Genomic DNA, 5,704 nt, shown 5'->3' with positions numbered 1-5,704 from the left:
GCGACGGGCAGGGCGTGCTCGGCGATCGCCGTCGCGGCGATGGGCGCTGCGCTCATGGGCCGCGCGCCGCGCCGAAGTGGTCCAGCACCGTCACGTCGCTGCGGCCGGGCCGGTAACTGCCGCGCAGGGCGCGCGCCACATAGTCGATCGCCGCTTCGCAGGCGGCCGGCAAGGCCAGGCCCTGGCACAGCTGTGCGGCGACAGCCGCGGCCAGGGTGCAGCCGGTGCCGTGCGCGTCCAGCGGCAGACGCGCATGGCTGAACTCGCTGCGGCTGACGCCGTCGTCGTAGCGGTCGATCACCCGCTGGCCTTCCTGCAGGTGGCCGCCCTTGAGCAGCACCGCCTGCGCGCCCGCCTCCAGCAGCGCGGCGGTGGCGTGCTCGGCGTCGTCGGCGGTGTCGATCGGGCGGCCGAGCAGCAACTGCGCTTCCGGCACGTTCGGCGTCACCAGCGTCGCCAGCGGCAGCAGGCGCTTGCGCAGCGCGTCCAGGGCATCGTCCTGCAGCAGCTTGGCGCCGCTGGTGGCCACCATCACCGGGTCCAGCACCACCCACGGTGGGCGATATTCTTCCAGCGCATCGGCGACCAGGTGGATCACCTCGGCGTTGGCGAGCATGCCGAGCTTGACCGCGCCGATGTCGAAGTCGGCGAAGCAGGCATCGATCTGCGCGCGCAGGAACGACAGCGGCGGCACGTGCACCGCGGTGACGCCGCGGGTGTGCTGCGCGGTCAGCGCGGCGGCCGCCGCCAGCCCGTGCACGCGGTGCGCGGCGAAGGTCTTGAGGTCGGCCTGGATGCCGGCGCCGCCGCCGGAATCGGTGCCGGCGATGCTCAGTGCGGAGACGACGGTGGGTTCGCTCATGCGCCGATTGTGCAGGGCCGGCGCGGGTTATGCACTCGGCCGTGCCTTCAGCGCTCGCGGCTGCGGTAGTGCGCCTGCAGCGCGTACAGCGTGCCGACCGTGCCGGTCAGCAGGGCGGGGCCGAGCAGGGCGTCGAAGCCGACCTGCCGGTAGGCCCAGGCGCCGAGCACGCCGCCGCACAAAAAACCGCCGATGATCAGCAGGCTCAGGCGGATGCGCCGGCGCGGCAGCGGCAGGCCGCGCAGCGCCTGGCCCAGGCCGATGCCGAGGTCGGTGAACATGCCGGTGAGGTGGGTGGTGCGCACCACCGCGCCGCTGTAGATGGTGGTGGTGGCGTTCTGCAGGCCGCAGGCGATCGCGGCGAGCACGGCGCCGGCGAGTTGCTGCTGCTTGAACGCCTGCATCGCCGCCAGCAGCAGCAGCGCTTCCAGCGCCAGCGCCACGCCGTAGCGACGGCCCAGGCGCAGGCGGCTGTCCTGCACGATGAAGCCGCCGAGCATCGATCCGCCGAGGAAGGCCAGGACCACGCCGACCAGTTGCGCGATCGCGCGGGCGTCGCCATCGGCCAGCGCCGCGCCGAGCAGGGTAGTGGTGCCGGTGAGGTGGGTGACCGCCTGATGTTCGAAGCCGAGATAGCCGACCACGTTGACCATGCCGGCGACCGCGGCCAGCGCGCCCGCGAAGGCCCAGGCCCAGCGGGGCAGTTCCAGGTTCATGCCGCGCGCGATGCGGCCGCGGCGCGGCGACCGCGGTGCGCGGCCGCCCCAGCACGCCGCCAGTGGCGCCTGACCGCAGCCATCTCAACGTGCGCCGTTGACCGCGATCTCGGAGAAGCGGGCGCTCGCCGGGTCGTAGACCGCGCCCCAGAAACGGTTGCCGCCGCCGCAGGCCTTGACCGCGTCGACCGTGGGGTCGCGTTCGCTGCTGTCGTCCGGCGCGAAGGCGTTGACATAGATCGCCTGCTTGCCGCGGTACAGGATGCCGACGTACTGGCGATCGGACGCGCTGGGGTCGGCGATCTGCGGCTGCAGTTGCGCCAGATGCGCTTCCAGTTGCGCGATCTGTTCCGGGGTCGGAATCCAGTAGCCGGTGACCGCGCCGTCCTGGCGCGCCGGGCTGTCGCGCGAGCAGGTGTCCAGCACCTGCGTCGCGGTGCTGTTGCGGGTGACGATCCACGACTGCCCGGCCTTGACCGCGGTCGGCACCATGGCCGGCCCGCGCGCGGTGGCGCACGCGCCGAGCAGGGCCATGGCCAGCGCCATGCCTGCCAGGCGCACGCCGTTCGCCGCGTTCACAGGACCTCCGAGGCGTAGTCGGCCAGGCGCGAGCGCTCGCCGCGGCGCAGGGTGATGTGCGCGCTGTGCGGCCAGGCCTTGAAGCGGTCCACCGCGTAGGTCAGGCCGGAGGTGGTCTCGGTCAGGTACGGCGTGTCGATCTGCTCGACGTTGCCCAGGCACACGATCTTGGTGCCGGGGCCGGCACGGGTGATCAGCGTCTTCATCTGCTTCGGGGTCAGGTTCTGCGCCTCGTCCAGAATCAGGTAGCGCGACAGGAAGGTGCGCCCGCGCATGAAGTTCATCGAGCGGATCTTGATGCGGCTGGCAAGCAGGTCGTTGGTGGCCTGGCGGCCCCAGGTGCCGCCTTCCTGGGTGTGGGTGAGCACTTCCAGATTGTCGGTGAGCGCGCCCATCCACGGCGTCATCTTCTCTTCCTCGGTGCCGGGCAGGAAGCCGATGTCCTCGCCGACGCTGACCGTGGCGCGGGTCATGATGATCTCGCGGTAGCGCTGCTGGTCCATGGTCTGCGCCAGGCCCGCGGCCAGCGCCAGCAGGGTCTTGCCGGTGCCGGCGGTGCCGAGCAGGGTGACGAAGTCGATTTCCGGGTCCATCAGCGCGTTGAGCGCGAAGTTCTGCTCGCGGTTGCGCGCGGCGATGCCCCACACCGCGTGCTGGCCGCTGCGGAAGTCGTCGACCAGCGCCAGCGTCGCCTTGCGCTCGGCGTTGACCTTGACCACGCGCAGTTCCACTTCGTCCTCGCCCGGCAGGTACAGGTACTGGTTCGGATACCAGTCCTCGTCGGCGGCCAGGGCGATCTCGTAGCAGGTGCGGCCCTTGTCGCTCCAGCTGCGCAGGTCCTGGTTGTGCTTCTGCCAGAAATCCTCCGGCAGTTCGATCGCGCCGGTGTAGAGCAGGCTGAAATCGTCGAGCGCGCGGTCGTTCTCGTAATCCTCGGCGACCAGGCCGCTGATCGCCGCCTTGATCCGCAGGTTGATGTCCTTGGACACCAGGATCACCGGGATTTCCGGCTGCTCCTCGCGTAGCGCCAGCACCGCGGCCAGGATCTTGTTGTCCGGGGCCACGCTGCCGAAGCTGCGCCCCGGCTCGACCGGGCGCACCTGGAAGTACAGCCGGCCGATGGCGCCGGTGCTCTTGAGCTGGATGCCCTGCGGATGGCTGAGCGGAATGCCGGATTCGATCTGCTCGGCGCCGGCGCCCTCGATCAGCTCGTTGAGGAAACGGCTGACCTGGCGTGCGTTGCGGCTGACTTCGGACATGCCCTTCTTGGCATTGTCCAGTTCCTCGATCACCTGCATCGGCAGGAATACGTCGTGTTCCTCGAACTTGAACAGCGCGGTCGGATCGTGCATCAGCACGTTGGTATCCAGCACGTAGATGCGCTTGCCTCGGGTCATCATGGATTCCTGAAAGAGGAGCAGGGACGCGCCATCGCTGCCTGCGGGGCAGGGCGATGCGGGGTGCGGGAAACGGCGGTGATCACTGCTGGGCGGCGGCCTGCAGCGCGTCGAGCACGGCCTGGGCGTGGCCGGGAACCTTGACCTTGCGCCAGCTGCGGACCAGCTGGCCGGTCGGCGAGAGCAGGAAGGTGCTGCGCTCGATGCCCAGCACCTGGCGGCCGTACATGTTCTTTTCCTTGATCACGTCGAAGGCGCGGCACAGCGCCTCGTCGGCATCGCTGACCAGGGCGAAGCGGAAGCCCTGCTTGGCGCAGAAGTTGTCGTGCGACTTCACCGAGTCGCGCGACACGCCGAGCACGGTGGCGCCGGCCTGTTCGAACTGCGGCAGCAGTGCGTTGAACTCGATGCCCTCGGTGGTGCAGCCGGGCGTGCTGTCCTTCGGGTAGAAATACAGCACCAGCCAGCGGCCGGCGTAATCGCCGAGCGTGGCGCTGGCGCCGCCGGACAGCGCCAGCGGCAAGGCCAGCGTGCTGCGGTCCAGGGTGTCGCCGTCCTTCATGGGGTGTCCTCCGCGTGCATCGCCATCATCTGCGTTCGATTGCGTCGGTGTCCAGCGCGGTGCACTCAGAACTTCATCGGATCCATGATCGCGTCCAGGTTGAGGTGGTCGCAGAACTCGAGGAAGTCGTCGCGCAGCGCAGCGATGTGCATGTTCGCCGGCACCCCGATCGTCACCTGCGCCGAGAACATCTCCGCGCCGGTCTGCATGGCGCGGTAGCGCGTGCTCTGCAGGTTCTCGATGGTGATGCCCTGGCGGTCGAAGAAGTCGGCCAGCTGGAACAGGATGCCGGGTTTGTCGGCGGCGATGACTTCGACGATGTACGGCAGCAGGTTGGACTGCGCCTGCTTGGCGCCGGTGCGGTACCACACCAGCTTCATGCCTTCCTCGCGGTCGAGGCGGGTGAGCATGGCTTCGAGCTTGGCCACCGAATCCCACGAGCCGGTCGCCAGCGCGGTCACCGACACGTCGCGGCCGACCGTGGCCAGGCGCGCATCGACGAGATTGCAGCCGCTGTCGGCGATGCGACGCGTCACCGGCAACAAGGGCGACTCCGGATGCGTCGTGTAGGCGTTGATCAGGAGGTGGTTTTCGGTCGGCGCGGGCCGGGGCGTGGTGTCGGTCAAAGGGGCTTCCGGCATTGCGTAAGGCTGAACGGCATCCGGGCGGTCGCCCGGCATGGTGTGCAGCATACTTGCCCGCGCTTTCGGGCCGCAAGTAACATGCGGGGCGACCCTGCCCCGCGTGCGGGGCCGACCCGTCCGCGCAGCCTGCGCGGCCCTCTTCTCCCAGCGAGCACCCGGCATCTTGTCCCTCTCCGGCATCATCACCGCCCTGGCCACGCCTTTCCAGGGCAATGGCGACCTCGACCTCGACGCCTGGCAGCGGCTGCTCAAACGCCAGCTCGACGGCGGCGTGCAGGGGCTGGTGGTGGCGGGATCGACCGGCGAGGCGGCCACGCTGCTGGACGAGGAGTACGACCGGATCCTGCGCGAGGCGGTGCAGACGATCGGCGGGCGCGTACCGGTGCTGGCCGGGACCGGCCTGTCCGGCACCGCCAAGACCGTGGCGCTGACCCAGCGCGCCGCCGCCGGTGGCGCGCAGTACGCGCTGGTGGTGACGCCGCCGTACGTGCGTCCGACCCAGGCCGGCTTGATCGCGCACTACACCCAGGTCGCCGAGCAGGGCGGCCTGCCGGTGGTGCTGTACAACGTGCCCGGCCGCACCGGCTGCGACCTGCTGCCGGAGACCGTGGCGCACCTGGCGCAGCATCCGAACATCGTCGGCATCAAGGAAGCCGTGAGCGACCCGCAGCGTATCGCCGCGCTGGCGGCCCTGCGCAGCGACCACTTCGCGGTGTTCAGCGGCGACGACGGCAGCGCTGCGCAGGCGATGCTGGCCGGCTTCGACGGACTGATCTCGGTCGCCTCCAATGCCTTGCCGCGCGCCTACCGGCGGCTGTGCGACCTGGCGCGCGCGCGCCAGGCCGAGCCGGCGCAGGCCTGGGACGCGCGGTTGCAGCCGTTCCATGCGTTCTGCGGCATCGAATCCAACCCGATTCCGGTCAAGGCGCTGCTGCAGCGCGCCG

The 5,704-nt window shown here is 70.2% G+C and carries 7 protein-coding genes; 1 reads left to right on the top strand and 6 read right to left on the bottom strand.

From position 1 onward, the window contains the following. Positions 1-52: 52 nt before the first annotated feature. The 6 genes from thiD to D183_RS0113850 all read right to left on the bottom strand — a co-directional run bounded on the left by thiD (position 53) and on the right by D183_RS0113850 (position 4,757). On the bottom strand, positions 53-862 hold the full coding sequence (thiD, locus tag D183_RS0113875; RefSeq protein ID WP_017909532.1) for a bifunctional hydroxymethylpyrimidine kinase/phosphomethylpyrimidine kinase: 810 nt from the start codon (positions 860-862) through the stop codon (positions 53-55). Between the two features lie 47 nt (positions 863-909). Beyond that, positions 910-1,578 carry a YoaK family protein gene (locus D183_RS0113870; protein ID WP_017909531.1) on the bottom strand — a complete coding sequence of 223 codons (669 nt, stop codon included), beginning with the start codon at positions 1,576-1,578 and terminating at the stop codon, positions 910-912. Between the two features lie 84 nt (positions 1,579-1,662). After that, positions 1,663-2,124 carry a hypothetical protein gene (locus D183_RS0113865; RefSeq protein ID WP_051067627.1) on the bottom strand — a complete coding sequence of 154 codons (462 nt, stop codon included), beginning with the start codon at positions 2,122-2,124 and terminating at the stop codon, positions 1,663-1,665. A 29-nt stretch (positions 2,125-2,153) separates the two neighbouring features. Then, positions 2,154-3,554 carry a PhoH family protein gene (locus tag D183_RS0113860; RefSeq protein ID WP_026144466.1) on the bottom strand — a complete coding sequence of 467 codons (1,401 nt, stop codon included), beginning with the start codon at positions 3,552-3,554 and terminating at the stop codon, positions 2,154-2,156. Positions 3,555-3,636: 82 nt separating this feature from the next. Beyond that, positions 3,637-4,116 (bottom strand): peroxiredoxin, encoded by a 480-nt coding sequence (locus tag D183_RS0113855; protein ID WP_017909528.1) that lies wholly within the window; start codon positions 4,114-4,116, stop codon positions 3,637-3,639. 65 nt (positions 4,117-4,181) lie between these two features. Next, the gene (locus D183_RS0113850; protein WP_087943489.1) at positions 4,182-4,757 is read right to left on the bottom strand and encodes a glycine cleavage system protein R; all 576 of its coding nucleotides are present in this window, start codon (positions 4,755-4,757) and stop codon (positions 4,182-4,184) included. Between the two features lie 166 nt (positions 4,758-4,923). On the opposite strand from D183_RS0113850, the gene dapA reads away from it, so the two are divergent. Then, positions 4,924-5,704: 4-hydroxy-tetrahydrodipicolinate synthase (gene dapA, locus D183_RS0113845; RefSeq protein ID WP_017909526.1), on the top strand; the 781-nt coding region annotated here is incomplete at its 3' end.

Source organism: Xanthomonas sp. SHU 199 (assembly GCF_000364665.1).
Classification (GTDB): Bacteria; Pseudomonadota; Gammaproteobacteria; order Xanthomonadales; family Xanthomonadaceae; genus Xanthomonas_A; species Xanthomonas_A sontii.
This window is presented reverse-complemented; position numbering and strand designations above follow the sequence as displayed.